Annotated in this window: 14 protein-coding genes; 4 read left to right on the top strand and 10 right to left on the bottom strand. The window is 61.0% G+C overall.

The genetic code is table 11. The features are described 5' to 3' along the window. Window positions 1–4 precede the first annotated feature (4 nt). Window positions 5–1,136 (top strand): peptide chain release factor 2 gene (prfB, locus tag IE166_RS04425; RefSeq protein WP_189501959.1). Its coding sequence is split into 2 segments (ribosomal slippage): window positions 5–70 and window positions 72–1,136, totalling 1,131 coding nucleotides; the frame shifts between segments, so codons are not numbered across the junction. Between the two features lie 52 nt (window positions 1,137–1,188). Here prfB and IE166_RS04430 read toward each other — a convergent pair. The 9 genes from IE166_RS04430 to IE166_RS04465 form a co-directional block, all read right to left on the bottom strand. Next, window positions 1,189–2,430 (bottom strand): M23 family metallopeptidase, encoded by a 1,242-nt coding sequence (locus IE166_RS04430; protein ID WP_189501961.1) that lies wholly within the window; start codon window positions 2,428–2,430, stop codon window positions 1,189–1,191. A gap of 310 nt (window positions 2,431–2,740) precedes the next feature. After that, window positions 2,741–3,577 (bottom strand): S-formylglutathione hydrolase, encoded by an 837-nt coding sequence (fghA, locus tag IE166_RS04435; RefSeq protein ID WP_189501963.1) that lies wholly within the window; start codon window positions 3,575–3,577, stop codon window positions 2,741–2,743. After that, window positions 3,574–3,972: a type II toxin-antitoxin system VapC family toxin gene (locus IE166_RS04440; RefSeq protein ID WP_189501965.1), complete on the bottom strand. Its 399-nt coding sequence runs from the start codon at window positions 3,970–3,972 to the stop codon at window positions 3,574–3,576. Before IE166_RS04440 ends, fghA begins: the two co-directional genes overlap by 4 nt. Next, a complete protein-coding gene (locus tag IE166_RS04445) occupies window positions 3,969–4,235 on the bottom strand; it encodes a FitA-like ribbon-helix-helix domain-containing protein (protein WP_189501967.1) in 267 nt (88 codons plus the stop codon). The genes IE166_RS04440 and IE166_RS04445 overlap by 4 nt, the downstream gene beginning before the upstream one ends. Window positions 4,236–4,291: 56 nt before the next feature. Then, entirely contained in the window at window positions 4,292–4,756 is a 465-nt protein-coding gene (locus tag IE166_RS04450; protein WP_189501969.1) for a YaiI/YqxD family protein, read from the bottom strand. 9 nt (window positions 4,757–4,765) lie between these two features. Further along, window positions 4,766–5,536, bottom strand: coding sequence for a hypothetical protein (locus IE166_RS04455; protein ID WP_189501970.1), 771 nt, complete (start codon window positions 5,534–5,536; stop codon window positions 4,766–4,768). A gap of 55 nt (window positions 5,537–5,591) precedes the next feature. Continuing rightward, the gene (locus tag IE166_RS20925; RefSeq protein ID WP_385964473.1) at window positions 5,592–5,855 is read right to left on the bottom strand and encodes a hypothetical protein; all 264 of its coding nucleotides are present in this window, start codon (window positions 5,853–5,855) and stop codon (window positions 5,592–5,594) included. A gap of 24 nt (window positions 5,856–5,879) precedes the next feature. Continuing rightward, a complete protein-coding gene (locus IE166_RS20930; protein ID WP_385964476.1) occupies window positions 5,880–6,131 on the bottom strand; it encodes a hypothetical protein in 252 nt (83 codons plus the stop codon). 2 nt (window positions 6,132–6,133) lie between these two features. Further along, complete coding sequence (locus IE166_RS04465) at window positions 6,134–7,261, bottom strand: S-(hydroxymethyl)glutathione dehydrogenase/class III alcohol dehydrogenase (RefSeq protein ID WP_189501972.1); 1,128 nt, start codon at window positions 7,259–7,261, stop codon at window positions 6,134–6,136. Between the two features lie 189 nt (window positions 7,262–7,450). Between IE166_RS04465 and IE166_RS04470 the strand changes: the two genes are divergently transcribed. The 3 genes from IE166_RS04470 to IE166_RS04480 all read left to right on the top strand — a co-directional run bounded on the left by IE166_RS04470 (window position 7,451) and on the right by IE166_RS04480 (window position 14,140). Beyond that, window positions 7,451–9,463 carry an acetyl-CoA carboxylase biotin carboxylase subunit gene (locus IE166_RS04470; protein ID WP_189501973.1) on the top strand — a complete coding sequence of 671 codons (2,013 nt, stop codon included), beginning with the start codon at window positions 7,451–7,453 and terminating at the stop codon, window positions 9,461–9,463. Window positions 9,464–9,565: 102 nt separating this feature from the next. Next, the gene (gene dnaE, locus IE166_RS04475; protein WP_189501975.1) at window positions 9,566–13,087 is read left to right on the top strand and encodes a DNA polymerase III subunit alpha; all 3,522 of its coding nucleotides are present in this window, start codon (window positions 9,566–9,568) and stop codon (window positions 13,085–13,087) included. A 69-nt stretch (window positions 13,088–13,156) separates the two neighbouring features. Continuing rightward, the gene (locus tag IE166_RS04480) at window positions 13,157–14,140 is read left to right on the top strand and encodes a DUF2156 domain-containing protein (RefSeq protein WP_189501977.1); all 984 of its coding nucleotides are present in this window, start codon (window positions 13,157–13,159) and stop codon (window positions 14,138–14,140) included. 116 nt (window positions 14,141–14,256) lie between these two features. Here IE166_RS04480 and gltA read toward each other — a convergent pair whose 3' ends face one another. Further along, the gene (gltA, locus tag IE166_RS04485; RefSeq protein ID WP_244641325.1) at window positions 14,257–15,546 is read right to left on the bottom strand and encodes a citrate synthase; all 1,290 of its coding nucleotides are present in this window, start codon (window positions 15,544–15,546) and stop codon (window positions 14,257–14,259) included. Window positions 15,547–15,573: the final 27 nt, after the last annotated feature.

The raw sequence follows: 15,573 nt of genomic DNA on the forward strand, positions 1-15,573 counted from the left end.
CTTCATGCGTGCGGAAACGCAATCGATTGTCGACGAAATCAAGCAGGGCATTGGCCTGCTGAGGAGGCATCTTTGACTGGGATCAAGGCCTCAAGCGTTTAGACTACCTCAACATGCGCGCCGAAGATCCGGCGCTGTGGAACGACCCGCAGGAAGCGCAGAAGCTGATGCGCGAGCGCCAATCGCTCGACGACAGCATCAAGGCTGTGCGTAGCCTCAGCCAGGGTCTGGAAGACAATGTCGGCCTCATCGAGCTCGGCGAAGAAGAGGGCGACAGCTCGGTGATTGAAGAAGCCGAGGCCGCCATTCGCTCGCTCAAGGGCGAGATCGCCGCACGCCAGATCGAGACGCTGCTGTCCGGCGAAGCCGATGCCAACGACACCTATCTCGAAGTGCATTCAGGCGCTGGCGGCACCGAGAGCCAGGACTGGGCCTCCATCCTCATGCGCATGTATACGCGCTGGGCTGAGCGCCGTGGCTTCAAGGTCGAGATCCTCGAACTGCATGACGGCGAAGAAGCCGGCATCAAGTCCGTGACCCTGCTGATCAAGGGGCACAATGCGTTCGGCTGGGCAAAGACCGAGTCGGGCGTTCATCGCCTCGTGCGCATCTCGCCATATGACAGCAATGCGCGTCGCCACACGTCCTTCGCCAGCGTCTGGGTCTACCCGGTGATCGACGATTCGATCGAGATCCAGGTCAGCGAATCCGATGTGCGCATCGATACCTACCGCTCGTCCGGCGCTGGGGGTCAGCACGTCAATACGACCGACTCGGCCGTTCGCATCACCCATTTGGCAACCGGCATTGCCGTGGCGTGTCAGGCGGGCCGTTCGCAGCACCAGAACCGCGCCAAGGCTTGGGAAATGCTGCGGTCGCGTTTGTACGAAGAAGAGCTGAAGAAGCGCGAAGCGGCGGCGAACGCGACTGAGTCGTCGAAGACCGAGATCGGCTGGGGCCACCAGATCCGTTCCTACGTCTTGCAGCCCTATCAGCTCGTGAAGGATCTTCGCACCGGCCACGAGAGCACCAGCCCGTCCGATGTGTTGGACGGCGAACTCGACGACTTCATGGAAGCGTCGCTTTCGGCCAAGATCAATGGCGGAGCCGCAGAGCCGGTCGCCGACATCGACTGATCGGACACTCGTTTTATGATTTTCAGAATGGCGGCTTCGGCCGCCATTTTCGTTAGAGGTAAGACTGAACCTGCTTGCCGGCCTTGATGAAGCGTAGCGGGTCGAGCGCTGTTCCGTTCTTACGCACTTCATAGTGAAGATGCGGACCAGTCGAGCGGCCGGAACTGCCGGTCTTTCCGACGATCGCGCCGCGCTCGATCTTGTCGCCCGGCGCTACCAGGATCTCGCTCATATGGGCGTAGCGCGTCGTGAAGCCCTTGCCATGGTCGACCTCCACCATCCGGCCGTACCCACCCGCCCAGCCGGCGCTGACCACCGTACCGGAAGCTGTTGCCCGGATCGCGGTGCCGATCCCAGCGCGAAAATCCATCCCGGAATGCAGCGCCGCCGTGCCGATGATCGGATCGCGCCGGACGCCGAAGCTGGAGGAAACCGGGCGTCCCGGCGCCGGGTTGGAAATTGGCAGCCCGCGCGCTTGGCCCTTGACGGTGTCCAGCATGCGCAAGGCGGCGTCCAGTTCGCGCACCCTCGCGTCGAATACCTGAGACTTGTCGAGCACCACCAGAGGGCCGCCGACATCTGCCTTTCCGTAATCGACGTCGATCTCAAGACCCGCTGACGCCAGCGCTTCCGAAATGGTGTCGGCCGTCTGGTAGGCATCTTCGGCAAGGCTTTCCAGGCGCTTGAGCTGATCGTCCTCAATGCTGCGCAGCGATTTGGTGATGGTCAGGAAGGCCAGATCGGCTTGTTCGGCCGGCGTTTTGTTCAGATTTTCGGTGCGGGTCTTCCATAAAGCGGCAATTTGCGAGGCTTTGAAGCCGGATTCTTCCGGCGAAACCGTCCCAAGCTCCGCTTTTTTGAGCGCGGACGCCGGTTTTTCAGGAGCAGGCAGTGCACCGGCACGCTCCAGAATAGGGGCGATCACGCCCTGTCGCTCGGTGAGTGTCGTTTGCCTCTCGATCAGTTCGCCGACCTTCTTCTCCATCAGTTGCTGATCGAGAAGCTGGCGGCTGGTGATGCGATCGACCTGCGCGCGCAGGGCGGAGATACGATCCTCGTAAGCTTGCTGCATGCGAGCCTGCCGCGCGGCGCTGGCTCCGATGAGATCATCGCGAAGAACGAGATAGCTGGTGGCAAGGAGATAGCCCACCGCAATGATCGCTAAGCAGCAACCGAGAAGCGCGGCAACCCAGGGGTGGAAAGTGAAGTGCCGGATCGACTCACCCCGGGCTATGATGATCGTGTGCGGTTCTTTGCGACGTCCAAGTACGGCCGATTGGGATGTGCTTTGCACGAGCCAGACACCTGTCGAGATCACAGAAAGAGGTGGCCTGATTACACTCGGTTAAGGTTAAGGAACCTTTCACATGCCTGCTCAGTGACGCGAAAAGCAAAAGGGCCGGCACATGGCCAGCCCTTCGTTAAAACGCTACGAGTGATTCAGCGCAGGAAGATCAGCAGCAGAATGATGATCGGGATCGGAATTCCCAGCAGCCAAAGCGCGATACCACGAAACATAGCGATCTCCTTTATAAGCGGATCAGTGAGTGTCGTTTGTTGAACGTGCTCACAGCCCGCAAGTTCCCCAGGATCAGACCACCTCCTCAAACAGCAAGCCGCTGCGCATGCCAGTTGAGATGATCGTCCATGAATGTCGAGATGAAGTGGTAGGAGTGATCATAGCCCTCCCGCATGTTAAGCGTGAGCGGTATGCCGGCATCCTTGCAGGCGGTTTCCAGTAGCCAAGGCTGCAAGCCATTGTCGAGGAAGCTGTCGGCGCTTCCCTGATCCACCAGGAACTCCGGAAAGCGCTTGCCGTCCTCGATCAGTGACACTGCATCATAGATGCGCCAGGCGGCCTGATCTTCGCCCAGATACTTGGTGAAAGCGTCGGTGGACCAGTGGGCCGTACTCGGATGCACGATGGGCGCGAAAGCCGAGCAGCTGCGGAAGCGACCGGCGTTCTTCAGAGCGAGGGTGAGGGCACCATGGCCGCCCATGGAGTGGCCGAAGATACCTTGCCGATCCATGTCCACCGGGAACTCGGACGCGATCAGGGCCGGAAGCTCTTCGGTGAGATAGGTATACATGCGATAATTGGCGCTGAATGGAGCCTGCGTGGCATCGAGGTAAAAGCCGGCACCGCAGCCAAACTGCCAATTGTCAGGCTCATCCGGAACCGTCTGGCCGCGCGGGCTCGTATCCGGGCAGACGATAATCATCCCCAGCTCGGCTGCCAGCCGGCGATACTCGCCTTTGTCCATGACGTTCTGATGCGTGCAGGTGAGGCCGGACAGATACCACAACACCGGTAGCGGCTTCGCGCCGGACCTCGGCGGGAGAAACACGGCAAACGTCATCTCGCAGGCACAAGCCGTGGAGTGATGCGCGTAAACGCCCTGGATGCCGCCGTGCGACTTTGCGGTGGAGATGGTTTTCATGCGTTCGCTTCTATGAGGTGAACTTTGATCGACAGAGTTTCAGCAATTACCGCGAGGCGCTTGTCCGCCGTCGCAAGCGGCTGAGCGGTCTGCAAGGCGAGGGCAAGGTACAGGCAATCGTATAGCTTATGACCGGCTGGTTCAGCTATCTTTATGGCAGAAGGCAGCAGCAGCTGGTCGTCAACCAAGTTCGGAATGATGATCCGCAGCAGCTTCATCGTCTCGACGATGTCGAGCGTTGGGTGACTTTGCCGCTGGTACTTCAGAAGCACGTTTGCGGTTTCCAGCATCAGCAGACCGGGAGCCGTCGGCATAAGCGGCTTGAAGGCGCATGCTGCCGAAGAGAATGGCGTCTCGATCAGCCACGGGATGGCTACGCTTGCATCAATGATCATTGGCGATCGTTGGTGCTGACGGCGTCTTCGTCCCGTTCGCGTTGTGCCTGCGTCCAGATCGCTTCCCACTCACCGCCGGTGAGGGGCGGCATGCTCGCGCGTTGAGCATCGATCTTAGCCCAAGCTTCCTCGACCGTCATGGCCGCCCGCTCCAGGATCGCCTCTCGTGCAAACTGCTCGCTGGACTTGCCTGCCGCTTTGGCGCGCCGCTGGAAGGCCTCCAGCACGTCCTCTGGGATGTTCCTGACCAACATGCTCGGCATGATAGTCTCCTCTGCTATCATGATGCTAGCATTGACACCTTATCGCAGCAAGACTGCTAGCGTTTTGCTGCGCGCCGTACGGTCAGATCTAGCGCGCTGAGGAAGGCCGAGCGATCTTTGGCCGAAAAGCCTGGATTGAAGCCGCGGATTTCGCCGGTCTCGCGCAAATGCTGCTTCAGATCCCGCATCGCCACCGCCATGCCGATCGATTCCGGCGTGAATGGGCGACCGGTTGGACCAAGCACATGCACGCCGCGCTCGACGCAGCGCGCTGCCAAGGGTACGTCGGCCGTGATGACGATGTCGCCTGCATGGCTGTTGTCTACGATCCAGTCGTCGGCTGCATCGGCACTCTTCGGTACGACGACATGACGGATCATGGGGTCACGAGAGGGTCGCAAGCCGCCATTGGAGACAAAGGTGACGACCAGCCCATGGCGCTCCGCCACGCGCACAACCTCATCCTTGACGGGGCAGGCGTCGGCATCGACGAAGATCTGGGTGGGTGCGGTCTCGTTCATGCCCAGTGATCAATCCGGAAGGTGGCAGCGCGTCAAGGCTGCGCTGTCCGAGGAAGCCGCCGTCGCAATTCGAAGCGTTTCCGGGGACGGCAGCGCAAGACGGATCTCCTCCTCGATCTCCTTGCCGTCGGCAAAGCAGGAGGCCTGAACCGTTGCCCTTCCATCGACCAGGCTTGGATCGGCCATGTTGCACACGCTGGCCTCTCGTCGGATCGTGGTTGGCGTGATCACCGCGAAGTTGGTGGCGTCCGGTTGATCGATCTTGGCGCAGGCAGCAGGCGACTGTGCCCATACGCCGACATAGTCCGGGGCAGCCCCACCGGGACGCGGCGTAGCAGCTGCGCGCGTGTCCGCATTCAGTTTGTCACGTGGCGAAAGCACCGCCTCGGGCTGACTGGTGGGCGGAACCGGCGTGCCGGTCGCTTCGCGGATACGACGTTCCAGATCCTGCCCGGCCGCGCCGAGGTCCTTGGCTGCCTGATCAGCATAGGTGTCGAGGCGACCGCGCAACTGGTTGGCCATGTCACGTGCCTGATCCAGGAGAGGACCGCTATTTTCCAGCGCATCCTGTGCCTGTTTGCGCAGCTTCACGGCTTCTTCGCGTGCCGCATCGCCGGCAAGGTCGGCGGCTTCCTTCAATCGGTCGAGCGCCTGCTGCGTCTTGCTTGGCTCTGCCGGCGCTTCGCTTGCAGGTGGGATGGCTTCGGCGGCCTGATCGTCGGAACAGCCGACGAGGAACAGGGACAAAGCGGTGGCAGTGGTCAGGATGAGCTTGTTCATGCGCCGCAATGTGGCGGCTGTAGCTGCAACATCAAGTGAGGTGTGGCGAGAAGGATCACACACATTCGAGAGGTTGATGCGGTTCGGCCGGAAGCTTGACGGTGATCCGGTCGCCAGATCGGATCTCTCCGCCGGAAAGGACGACAGCCATGACGCCGGCCAATCGTGCAAGACTGCCATCCTCGTGCCGCTCGAGAACCGCGGCAGTGAGGCCACGCCCAAGCTGCTCGATCTGCGCGCACGGATTGCGCAAGCCGGTAATCGCGATTTCCGCACCGCCTTCGAAGACCAGCCGCGTATCGGTCGGCAGAATCAGCAAATCGACGCCGATTGTCGTGACGTTCTAGCCCAACTCTCCGGGGGTGACTATGTAGCCCTTCGAACGAAGCAGGTCGAACAGCTCGGCATGGATCAAATGGACCTGCCGCAGGTTCGGCTGAGTGGGATCGTTGGCTACGCGTGAGCGATGTTTGACGGTGACGCCCTCATGCGCATCACCTGCCACGCCCAATCCCGCTTCAAGGGTAATGACGTCGCGGACCGGCTTGCTGAAGCTGTGCTCCGACGAGGAACAGACCGCGACGACTTCGGCCATGATCAGTAGACCACGACCGAGCGGATGCTTTCGCCGGCATGCATGAGATCGAAGCCCTTGTTGATCTCGTTCAGCGACAGCGTGTGCGTGATCATCGGGTCGATTTCGATCTTGCCCTCCATGTACCAGTCCACGATCTTCGGCACGTCCGTGCGACCGCGCGCGCCGCCGAAGGCCGTGCCCTTCCAAGTGCGGCCGGTAACCAGCTGGAAGGGACGCGTCGAGATTTCCTGGCCCGCGCCCGCAACGCCGATGACGATCGACTCGCCCCAGCCGCGATGCGCGCTTTCAAGGGCTTGGCGCATGACCTTGACGTTGCCTGTGCAGTCGAACGTATAATCCGCACCGCCGATCTGATCGGCGCCGCGCTTGGTCATGTTGACGAGGTAAGGCACGATGTCGCCGTCGACTTCCTTCGGATTGACGAAATGAGTCATGCCGAAGCGCTCGCCCCATTCCTTCTTGTCGTTGTTGAGGTCGACGCCGATGATCATGTCGGCACCGGCTAGCCGCAGGCCCTGAATGACGTTGAGGCCGATTCCGCCAAGACCGAAGACGATCGCGGTCGCGCCGACCTCGACCTTGGCCGTGTTGATCACCGCACCGATGCCGGTGGTCACCCCACAGCCGATGTAGCAGATCTTGTCGAAGGGCGCGTCGGGATTGACCTTGGCCAGCGCGATCTCCGGCAGAACCGTGTGGTTCGCGAAGGTCGAGCAGCCCATGTAATGGAAGATCTTGTCCTTGCCGATCGAGAAGCGCGAGGTGCCGTCCGGCATAACGCCCTGGCCCTGGGTCGAGCGGATCGCGGTGCAGAGATTGGTCTTGCGCGACAGACAGGATGGGCACTGGCGGCATTCCGGCGTGTATAGCGGAATGACATGGTCGCCCTTCTTCAGCGAGGTCACGCCAGGCCCGACATCCACCACGATACCAGCGCCCTCATGGCCTAAAATGGCAGGAAACAGGCCTTCGGGATCAGCGCCGGAAAGCGTAAACTCATCCGTGTGACAGATGCCGGTCGCCTTGATCTCAACGAGGACTTCGCCTTCGCGAGGACCTTCGAGATCGACTTCCATGATCTCCAGCGGCTTTCCAGCGGCAATGGCAACGGCGGCGCGGGTCTTCATGAGCGTATCTCCGAACGGTTCTTGACGGCAGAGGTCTCAGGTTTCCTGATCAGGATCAAGCCCGATGAACGCTCTTGGCTTTGTTCTCGCGTAGAGGTCTACGCAGTGATGGTGACCAAACATTCGTTAGGCTTGCTTGACGAGCGTGATGGACACCATAAAAGGAACAGGCTGAGGAGGATCTAGCAAGTGTTCGATAAGATTCTGATCGCCAATCGCGGCGAGATCGCCTGCCGCGTCATCAAGACTGCACGCAAGATGGGCATCAAGACGGTCGCGGTGTATTCGGATGCCGACCGCGACGCCATGCATGTCGAGATGGCGGACGAAGCGGTGCATATCGGACCGGCGCCCGCAGCGCAGAGCTATCTCCTGCCCGAAAAGATCATCGAAGCCTGCAAGCAGACAGGCGCGCAGGCGGTCCATCCCGGTTACGGCTTCCTGTCCGAACGCGCATCGTTCTGCGAAGCGCTTGAGGCCGAGGGGATCATCTTCATCGGTCCCAAGCCGAAGGCCATCAAGGCCATGGGCGACAAGATCGAGTCCAAGAAATTCGCCAATGCCGCAAAGGTCAGCACAGTACCCGGCTATCTCGGTGAAATCCGCGATGCCGATCATGCGGTCGAGATCGCCGGCGAGATCGGCTATCCCGTGATGATCAAGGCCTCGGCCGGCGGCGGCGGCAAGGGCATGCGTATCGCCTGGAACGAGGGCGAAACGCGGGAAGGCTTTCAGTCCTCCCGCAACGAAGCGAAAAGCTCGTTCGGTGATGACCGCATCTTCATCGAGAAGTTCGTGGTCGATCCGCGCCACATCGAGATCCAGGTTCTCGGCGATGCTCACGGCAACGTCATCTATCTTGGCGAGCGCGAATGTTCGATCCAGCGCCGGAACCAGAAGGTCGTGGAAGAAGCGCCGTCGCCCTTCCTGGATGAGGAAACCCGCCGCGCGATGGGTGAGCAGTCCGTCGCGCTGGCTAAGGCGGTGGATTACCAAAGCGCCGGTACGGTCGAGTTCATCGTCGACAAGAACAAGAACTTCTACTTCCTTGAAATGAATACGCGTTTGCAGGTCGAACATCCCGTCACCGAACTGGTGACCGGTGTGGACTTGGTGGAGCAGATGATCCGCGTCGCGGCCGGCGAGCCGCTGACGATCAAGCAGGACGATGTGACGCTCAACGGCTGGGCGGTGGAAAGCCGACTCTATGCCGAAGATCCCTACCGCAACTTCCTGCCCTCGATCGGCCGTCTGACCCGCTACCGGCCGCCGGAAGAGGGTGAGAGCGGCGACGTCATCGTCCGCAACGATACGGGCGTGACGGAGGGTTCGGAGATCTCGATGTTCTACGATCCGATGATCGCCAAGCTCTGCACCTGGGCACCCACGCGCATTGAAGCAATTGACGCGATGTCTGTGGCTTTGGATGAGTTCGTGGTGGATGGCATCGAGCACAACATCCCGTTCCTCGCCGCCCTCATGCAGCATCCGCGCTGGCGGGAAGGACGCCTGTCGACCGGCTTCATCGCGGAGGAATATCCGGACGGCTTTGCGCCGAGCCTGCCCGAGGCGAACGAGCAGCGCGTGATCGCAGCCGTGGCGCTTGCGGTTGAACTCCTCCGCCGCGATCGCCTCGACCGCCATGTCGGCCGCCTGGCACCCCATTCCGGTGCGATGAAGCCGGATTGGGTCGTGCGCATCGGCGATGATTATCTCCATGTCTCGATCGTTGAAGGCATGATCTCCAGCCCGATCGAAGTCGATCTCGCGATTGCCGGCGGCAAACCGGTGACCGTCACGTCCGACTGGCGGCCGGGCGATGCTGTCTGGAAGGGCGAAGTCGGGGGGAAGGCGGTCTCGGCGCAGATCCGACCGGTGCTGAACGGCACCCGCATCGCCTGGAACGGCAAGGCCGTCGTCGCCAGGGTGATGCTGCCCAACATTGCCGCACTCGAAAAGCTGATGCCGGTGAAGCTGCCGCCGGACACGTCGAAGATGCTGCTATGTCCGATGCCGGGCCTCGTCGTGTCGGTCTCAGTCGAGGAAGGGCAGGAGGTCAAGGCCGGCGAAACGCTGGCGGTGGTCGAGGCGATGAAAATGGAAAACGTGCTGCGTGCCGAGCGCGATCTGACGATCTCCAAAATCAACGCCAAGGCCGGCGACAGTCTGGCTGTGGATGCCGTGATCATGGAGTTCGCCTGACGCAGCGGCTGTGGTTTCGCAGCGCTTTTGACTCGACCCTGCGGCCTTGATCCCGGACAATGCCGGCACGACATCTGAGTCCTGCCGGCAGCCGGAATCCTTATGAGCGACAAACTTCCACGCGATCCGCTGAAGCGCGAAGCGGCGGTCAAGGCCGCATTGCCGGAGACGCCTGCGCGTCCCTTCGTACATCTGCGCGTGCATTCCGCCTATTCGCTGCTGGAAGGCGCTTTGCCGGTCGGCAAGATCGTCGGGCATGCTGTCAAGGATGCTGCGCCTGCCATCGCCATCACCGACACCAACAACCTGTTCGGCGCGCTGGAATTTGCCCAGAAGGCCACCAAGGAAGGCGTGCAGCCGATCGTCGGCTGCCAGCTCGATGTCTGCTTCGATGACGAGGAGCCGGACACCTCGCGCTCTGCGCGCAAGAACGGCCCGACCTATTATCAGTTGATCCTGATCGCTGCGACCGAAGGCGGCTATGCCAATCTCGTGCGGCTGGTCAGCCGCTCTTACCTCAATCATCCGGATGTGGTCGCACCGCATATCCTGATGGACTGGATGGAGGAACTGGCCTACGGCGTGATCTGCCTGACCGGCGGACCCGCCGGGGCAATCGGCTCCATGCTAGCGGCCGACAAGCGTCCTTTAGCCGAAGCGCGCATGGAGAAGCTGAAGACGATCTTCGGCGATCGGCTTTATGTCGAGCTGCAGCGCCAGCAAGGCTATAGCCGCCAGGTTGAGGCAGGGCTGATCGATCTCGCTTACACGCACGACCTGCCGCTGGTAGCGACCAACGAGGCTTATTTCCCCAAGCGCGATGATTATGATGCGCATGACGCGCTGGTCGCGATCGCGGAAGGCTCGGTCGTGGCGGAAGACAATCGTCGCCGCCTGACGCCGGACCATTACCTCAAGAGCCAGGCGGATATGTGCCGGTTGTTTGCGGACTTGCCGGAAGCGATTGACTCGACGGTCGAGATCGCGATGCGGTGCTCCTATTACCCGAAGAACCGCAAGCCGATCCTGCCGCGCTTCACGGGCGGCGACGTGGCGGATGCCGAGGAGGCTGTGAAAGCCGAGGCCGACGAGCTGAAGCGTCAAGCACGCGAAGGCTTGGCTTACCGCCTCGAGCATTTCGGCATCACGCCGGGCTACACGCCCGAGCAATATTCCGAACGGCTGGAATTCGAGCTCGGCATCATCGAGCGCATGAAGTTCCCCGGCTACTTCCTGATCGTGTCGGACTTCATCAAGTGGGCGAAGGCGCACGACATTCCGGTCGGACCGGGCCGCGGTTCGGGCGCAGGCTCGCTGGTCGCTTATGCGCTGACCATTACGGACGTCGATCCGCTGCGTTTCTCGCTGCTTTTCGAGCGCTTCCTCAATCCCGACCGCGTTTCGATGCCCGACTTCGACATCGACTTCTGCCAGGACCGGCGTGAAGAGGTCATCCGCTACGTTCAGGGCAAGTATGGCCGCGATCAGGTCGGCCAGATTATCACCTTTGGAACACTGCAGGCCCGCGCCGTGCTGCGCGACGTCGGCCGCGTGCTGCAGATGCCCTATGGCCAGGTCGACCGCCTCTGCAAGATGGTGCCGGCGAACCCCGCCAATCCGGTGACGCTGGCCAAGGCCATCGAAGGCGAGCCGCGCTTCCAGGAAGAGATCGAGCGCGAGCCCATCGTGCAAACACTGCTCGACATCGCGCAGAAGCTCGAGGGCCTGTTCCGCCACGCGTCGACGCACGCCGCCGGTATCGTGATCGGCGACCGGCCGCTGTCGGAACTCGTGCCGATGTATCGCGATCCGCGCTCGGACATGCCGGTCACGCAGTTCAACATGAAGTATGTCGAACAGGCCGGCCTGGTGAAGTTCGACTTCCTCGGCCTGAAGACGCTGACCACGCTCGAAAACGCGGTGCAGCTGATCAAGCGGCGCGGCGTCGACATCGATCTGCCACGCCTGCCGCTGGACGATCAGAAGACCTACGAGATGCTGTCGCGCGGCGAGGTCGTCGGCGTGTTCCAGGTGGAATCGGCCGGCATGCGCAAGGCGCTGATCGGCATGAAGCCCGACCGGATCGAGGACATTATCGCGCTGGTGGCGCTTTATCGCCCGGGTCCGATGGAAAACATTCCGACCTACAATGCGCGCAAGCATGGCGAGGAGGAGATCGCCTCCATCCATCCCATGATCGACCACCTGGTGAAGGAGACGCAAGGCGTCATCGTTTACCAGGAGCAGGTCATGCAGATCGCGCAGGTTCTGTCCGGCTATACGCTGGGCGAAGCCGATCTGCTGCGCCGCGCGATGGGCAAGAAGATCCGCGCCGAGATGGAAGTGCAGCGCGTGCGCTTCGTGGAAGGCGCGGTGAAAAACGGGCTGACAAAACCGCAAGCCGACTTCATCTTCGACCTGCTCGCCAAGTTCGCCGACTATGGCTTCAACAAGTCACACGCCGCTGCCTATGCGATCGTTTCCTACCAGACCGCCTATCTTAAGGCGCATTACCCGGTGGAGTTCCTGGCAGCGTCCATGACGCTCGACATGAACAACACGGAAAAGCTGTCAGACTTCCGGCAGGATGCGATGCGTCTCGGCATCGAAGTCGTGCCGCCATCGGTAAAGACCTCGCACCGCATCTTCGAAGTCGGCGAGAACAAGATCTTCTACTCGCTTGCCGCCATTAAAGGCGTTGGCGAACATGCGGTCGACCACATTGTCGAGAAGCGCAAGGAAGGCCAATTCAGCTCGCTTGAGGATTTCTGCACCCGCATCGACTGCAAGATCGTCGGCAAGCGTGTGTTCGAAAGCCTGATCCAGGCGGGCGCGTTTGATTGCTTCGGCTATGACCGTTCGGCACTGATGGCCGGCATCGAGCGCATGATGGGCATGGCGCAGCGCGCCGCGGAAAATGCTGCCAGCGGGCAGGGCGACATCTTCGGCGGGGCAGCAGCACAGCCCGAAAAGCTTTATCTGCCGCCTGCAGATGCGTGGCTGCCAGCCGACCGCTTGCAGCGCGAGTTCCAGGCCATCGGCTTCTACCTTTCGGCCCATCCCCTCGATGAATATCGTAGTGTTCTCGCAAAGATGCGCGTCCAGAACTGGAGCGACTTCCAGGCAGCGGTTAAGAAGGGTGCGACGGCCGGTCGGTTAGCCGGCACCGTGACCTCCAAGCAGGAGCGGCGCACCCGCACCGGCAACAAGATGGGCATCATCATGCTGTCCGACTCGTCCGGGCAATATGAGACCGTGCTGTTTTCCGAGGCGCTGGCGCAGTATCGCGATTTCCTGGAGCCTGGCACTTCGCTGGTCATTACCGTAGCAGCCGAAGACAGGCCGGAGGGTGTCAACCTGCGCATCCAGACGGTGCAGTCGCTCGATGAGGAAGCCAGCCGCGTGCAGAAGGCACTGCGCGTTTTCGTGCGCGATGCCGCTCCCATCCAGATCGTGTCGAACCAGCTCAACACGCGCGGCGAGGGCCAAGTCAGCTTCGTCGTGGTCAAGGATGGCGGGCAGGGCGAGATCGAGGTCCAGTTGCAGGACCGATACCGGATCGAGCCCCGCATGGCATCAGCCATCAAGGCAGTGCCGGGGGTGCTCGAAGTCGAACTCGTTTAAAAGGCCGACGCAGCTTTTTTCTGCGTTTTGCCTCTGTTCGAGCACAGGGTTTTCCTATCTGTCGCCGGGATGAATGCACATCCCGAATCCAAGCGCCGCGCGCTGCTCGAACAGCACGGACGCTTCCCCGTTGCCTACTCCGCTGCGTTCCAGCCTGATCTGCTGTATTTCGGCGATCAGAATGGCTTTCTCAGCTACAAGATGGTTGGGGGCACCGCTTTCGTGCTCGCCGATCCCGTTGCGCCGACGGAGCACCACGGCGCCTTGATCGATGCTTTCATGGCCAAGTACCGGGATGTCAGCTTCTGGCAGATCTCGCATGCCACGGCCGCGTTGCTCAACGCGCGCGGCTTCTTCGTGAATGCATTCGGGTCGGAAACTGTCGTCGACCTCCGCAGCTTCTCGTTCAAGGGGCCGTCGCGCCGTAGCTTTCGAACGGCCGCAAACCGTTTTGCAGCCAGCGGTCACACCGTGCGCGAGGTTCCGCTCGCGGGAGATATGGCAAAAAAGCTGCAGGCGGTATCCGACGCTTGGCGGCGGTCTAAGGCCACGAAGAGCAGAGAACTGCGCTTCCTCGTGCGACCGGTCGTGCTCGACGATGAACCCGGCGCACGCAAGTTCGTGCTGTTCAACGCGCAAGGGGAGCCGGAGGGCTTTGCCTTCTTCGATCCGGTTTACGAGCAGGGGCAGGTCGTCGGTTATCTCTCCGCAACACGGCGATGGCTGCCCAATACCGATCCGCTGGCCGGGTATCTGCTGATGCGTACCGCGATAGAGACTTTTCAGGCTGAAGGCGTTCGCGACCTGCATCTCGGCCTGTCGCCCTTTCACCTGATTGAGGACAAGGAGTTCAACAAGAACTGGGTGACGCGGCGCGGCTTTCGCTTCTTTTATACGAACGATTTCACCAATCGCTTCTTGTACCCTGTCCGCTCCCTGTCGCAGCACAAGGACATCTATGGTGGGCAGCAGCGTCTGGTTTACGTCGCCTTCAATCGGTTGCCTGCGGTGCTGCGGCTGTTAAAGCTTCTGCGCGCCTGTCGAATCATTTGATCCGTCAGAAAGATGACGCCTGAGCGTCCGACACTCGCGGAGCCAGGTCGATTATCTGACGCACATAACGAAAGAAGCCCGGCGTTGAGGCCGGGCTTCTTTGTGTTCGTAGCCGATCAGCGTTTGGCGATCGGTGTGTAATCGCGCTGCGTGTGGCCGGTGTAAAGCTGGCGCGGACGGCCGATCTTCTGGCTCGGATCCTCGATCATTTCCTTCCACTGGGCGATCCAGCCGACCGTGCGGGCAACCGCAAACAGCACCGTGAACATGGTCGTCGGGAAGCCGAGCGCCTTCAGCGTAATGCCCGAATAGAAGTCGATGTTCGGGTAGAGCTTCTTTTCGATGAAGTACGGATCGGTCAGCGCGATCTTTTCGAGCTCCATCGCGACGTCCAACAGCGGATCGTCCTTGATGCCGAGCTCGCCGAGAACCTCATGCGTGGTCTTCTGCATGATCTTGGCGCGCGGATCGTAGTTCTTGTAGACGCGGTGACCGAAGCCCATTAGGCGGAACGGATCGTTCTTGTCCTTGGCGCGGGCAATGAACTCCGGAATGCGGTCGACCGAACCGATTTCGCCCAGCATGTTAAGCGCCGCTTCGTTGGCGCCGCCATGTGCCGGACCCCACAGGCAGGCAATGCCGGCAGCGATACAAGCGAAGGGGTTGGCACCCGAGGAACCGGCAAGACGCACGGTCGAAGTCGAGGCGTTCTGCTCGTGATCGGCATGCAGGATGAAGATCCGCTCCATGGCGCGCGCCAGGATCGGGTTCACCTTGTAGTCCTCGCATGGGACCGCAAAGCACATGTGGAGGAAGTTCGCCGCGAAGTTCAGCTCGTTCTTCGGATAAACGAAGGGCTGGCCGACATGGTACTTGTAGGCCATCGCCGCGATCGTCGGCATCTTGGCGATCAGGCGGATCGAGGCGATCATGCGCTGCTGCGGATCCGAGATGTCGGTCGAGTCGTGGTAGAAGGCGGACAGCGCGCCAACCACGCCGCACATGACGGCCATCGGATGCGCATCGCGACGGAAGCCGCGGAAGAACCAGCCGAGCTGTTCATGCACCATCGTGTGGCGCGTGACGCGGAGGTCGAAATCTTCCTTCTGCGTGCGCGTCGGCAGTTCGCCGTAAAGAAGCAGATAGCAGACTTCCAGGAAGTCGCCCTGTTCAGCCAGTTGTTCGATAGGGTAGCCGCGATGCAGGAGCACGCCCTCATCACCATCAATATAGGTGATTTCCGACTCGCATGATGCGGTTGAAGTAAAACCGGGATCGTAGGTGAAAGCCCCGGTTTCCTTGTACAAGGAGCCGATATCGACCACGTCCGGCCCGACCGAGCCCTTTCGGACCTTCAAATTAATAGATTTACCGTTGAGGCTAAAATCAGCGTTCGCGTCGGTCATCGCAAAGTCCTTCTCATTACTGGAAGA

The sequence above is a fragment of the Tianweitania populi genome, from assembly GCF_014652875.1.
Classification (GTDB): domain Bacteria; phylum Pseudomonadota; class Alphaproteobacteria; order Rhizobiales; family Rhizobiaceae; genus Tianweitania; species Tianweitania populi.

Excerpts from the sequence above, each read along its gene's own strand:
- IE166_RS04445 (WP_189501967.1), bottom strand. The coding sequence starts at position 4,235 with ATGCCGAGCATGTTGGTCAGGAACATCCCAGAGGACGTGCTGGAGGCC.
- IE166_RS04455 (WP_189501970.1), bottom strand. The coding sequence starts at position 5,536 with ATGAACAAGCTCATCCTGACCACTGCCACCGCTTTGTCCCTGTTCCTC.
- dnaE (WP_189501975.1), top strand. The coding sequence starts at position 9,566 with ATGAGCGACAAACTTCCACGCGATCCGCTGAAGCGCGAAGCGGCGGTC.
- IE166_RS04480 (WP_189501977.1), top strand. The coding sequence starts at position 13,157 with ATGAATGCACATCCCGAATCCAAGCGCCGCGCGCTGCTCGAACAGCAC.
- IE166_RS04450 (WP_189501969.1), bottom strand. The coding sequence starts at position 4,756 with ATGAACGAGACCGCACCCACCCAGATCTTCGTCGATGCCGACGCCTGC.
- fghA (WP_189501963.1), bottom strand. The coding sequence starts at position 3,577 with ATGAAAACCATCTCCACCGCAAAGTCGCACGGCGGCATCCAGGGCGTT.
- IE166_RS04440 (WP_189501965.1), bottom strand. The coding sequence starts at position 3,972 with ATGATCATTGATGCAAGCGTAGCCATCCCGTGGCTGATCGAGACGCCA.
- gltA (WP_244641325.1), bottom strand. The coding sequence starts at position 15,546 with ATGACCGACGCGAACGCTGATTTTAGCCTCAACGGTAAATCTATTAAT.
- IE166_RS04465 (WP_189501972.1), bottom strand. The coding sequence starts at position 7,261 with ATGAAGACCCGCGCCGCCGTTGCCATTGCCGCTGGAAAGCCGCTGGAG.
- IE166_RS20930 (WP_385964476.1), bottom strand. The coding sequence starts at position 6,131 with ATGGCCGAAGTCGTCGCGGTCTGTTCCTCGTCGGAGCACAGCTTCAGC.